5 protein-coding genes are annotated in these 2,138 nt (G+C 60.1%); all 5 read right to left on the reverse strand.

Going from position 1 to position 2,138, the window contains the following annotated elements; translation table 11 throughout:
• Nucleotides 1–229 (reverse strand): CRISPR-associated endonuclease Cas1 (locus QZY44_RS21195; protein ID WP_295451644.1); only part of this gene is annotated, 229 nt, incomplete at its 3' end.
• A gap of 10 nt (nucleotides 230–239) precedes the next feature.
• Nucleotides 240–527, reverse strand: a complete 288-nt coding sequence (gene cas2, locus QZY44_RS21200; protein WP_295451647.1) for a CRISPR-associated endonuclease Cas2 — start codon at nucleotides 525–527, stop codon at nucleotides 240–242.
• 353 nt (nucleotides 528–880) lie between these two features.
• Nucleotides 881–1,288 (reverse strand): hypothetical protein, encoded by a 408-nt coding sequence (locus QZY44_RS21205; protein ID WP_295451651.1) that lies wholly within the window; start codon nucleotides 1,286–1,288, stop codon nucleotides 881–883.
• A complete protein-coding gene (locus QZY44_RS21210; protein ID WP_295451653.1) occupies nucleotides 1,285–1,569 on the reverse strand; it encodes a type II toxin-antitoxin system HigB family toxin in 285 nt (94 codons plus the stop codon). The genes QZY44_RS21205 and QZY44_RS21210 overlap by 4 nt, the downstream gene beginning before the upstream one ends.
• 236 nt (nucleotides 1,570–1,805) lie before the next feature.
• Nucleotides 1,806–2,138, reverse strand: a 333-nt coding sequence (locus QZY44_RS21215; RefSeq protein ID WP_295451658.1) for a hypothetical protein, incomplete at its 5' end; no start/stop codon positions are given.

Raw genomic sequence — 2,138 nt, forward strand, 5'->3', positions numbered from 1 at the left:
AAAGCATGGTCGGCTCGCCCTTGCGACCGGACAGCACTACCACGCCGATGCCGCGCTCGCCCAGCTTGCCCAGCAGCGAAGCCGAGAGCGTCACGTCGCCACGCAGGAAGACCCGCGACAGCGGTGCCAACGGCACGGTGCCGCGCCGCTCGTCGTTTTCGTAGAACACCAGCGCTTCGCCATCCGCCTTGAGCGTCACGCCGCGCCGATCGACATAAAGACTGGTCATCCTGGTTTCCTCATAACACCATGAACACGCCGGGCGAGGGCGGCGAGGCCACCCCCAGGCATTCCATTTTCATGCGTGGATCGAGCTGGAAGATGTGCACGCGATCCTCTTCAGGCACGATCAGCGCCGCCAGTTGCCGCTGCACCGCGCGCAGTTCGGCCGCCGTCAGCCAGCATTCGAAGCAGGATTTCTGGCCACCGATACGGAACCCCTTCAGAAAGCGTCGCACCCGGTACAAACGGCCGGGATCGCAAACGTCATAGCAGACCAGAAAAACGGTTCTTGCCGTATCACGCATGGCGATTCCAACCAGGCGCCGGGGCGCAAGCCGCGAGGTTGAGCGGCTTCGTCGCCGGCCGTGGCGAGCCACGCCGGTACTTGCAGGGAGCGTTGAACAGATTGAATTTCATGGTGCGGAAGTGTGTCTGGGACAGATGCAGGGATGATATTTTCAGCAGGCTCGCAATGCCAGCGCGGCAAGCTTGCCGCCGTGCCGAGAGGACGTGAAAAACTCATTTCAGCTTGATCTTCCCGTAGTCGGGCCGGGAGCACACACCCGATGACCTCAACACCGTCAGCCGCCCGGTGCGGCCCCGCATGCCAGGTGGTGTGGGAGGGGTCGGTCAAGTAATCCGGTTGCACCTGTCCCGATTATTCCGCAAACATTTCAATGGGCACGCCGAATCGCGCCGCCAGCGCCTTGGCTTGGCGAAGATTGATCTTTCGTTTGCCGGCTAGAATCTCGGAAACTTTCGCCTGGTTGCCGATTTCAGGTAAATCAGACTGGCGGATGCCGTCGCGCTCCATGAAGAATGTCAGAACCTCTGTTGCGCTCATTGCGTCAGGGGTCGCCACGTGGTTTCGTTCCCACGCGCTCACCAGTTCGCCGATCATCGCAGCCAGACCGGCCAAGGGGTTTGCTTCATCGGCGCCGCCAGCATCCAGGACGGCATCGAGGGACTCCACCAAGGCCAGGTAGTCAGCCTCGCTCCTTGCTGGCGCCAGCAGTGGCGCAACGTAGCTCCAGTGGGCCAGCGCCACATCCAGTCTCGCGTTCATTGCCATCCTCCTTTGTCGTATTCGGGGTGCGTCAGCACGGCACGAATGAACAGCTTGCCTGTGTTGAAGTGAATTGCAGCGATCAGCCGCAGTTTGTTTCCGCCAACATCGAACACAAATTTGTCTCCGACCTTATCTGTCGCTGGAAAGCAGGCGCGAACCCCCGCAAAGTTGCCCCACTGCGCTCTCTTGGCGAGCCGATACCACTGATCCAACGCGCTATGGCACTCAGGGTATGCGCCCTGAGCATGAACAATCTTCGCGTGAGAAATAATGTGCACGGGGATATATTATCCCGGAATGGGATAACGTCAACCCTTTCCCGTTCCGCGCGGCACTTCTTCCGTCCGCAATTTCTCGCGGTTGGATCAGTGGCGAAAATGAAAGGTCTCAATCCCTCTGGTTTCAGGGCTTCATGCTGACCCGGAGGTGCTGCGGATGCTGCGGATACGTCAAGCCGAGTGGCCCGAACTGTTTCAGGGCTTGCGCACGATGGAGATAGCGGCGCTGCCGCTACTCAATGCGCCGACCGCGCCCGGGTGAGCCAGATGGCCAGCAGTGCGGCTGCCCAGCCGTACGGCGTCCAGCCCGTCACCAGCATCCAGACAAACGCCGGAGCGCCAAGCGGCGAACCGACCCGTGCGGCAATTGCCGACGGAACCAGGCAGGCCAGCAGATAGAGGATGGCGAAACCGCCTAACAGATCGATCATGACGGTACCAGTATAAGCGATGGCTAACGATATCGTATTATCAGTACGGTCAACAATCTCGATGGAATTTGCCGCGTAGTTGATCAAGCAGCGTGATGGACGAGGGGTGATCCCCCTCGGGGAACTTGAACAAACGAA

The organism is uncultured Thiodictyon sp., from assembly GCA_903837595.1.
In the GTDB taxonomy this organism is placed as follows: Bacteria; Pseudomonadota; Gammaproteobacteria; order Chromatiales; family Chromatiaceae; genus Thiodictyon.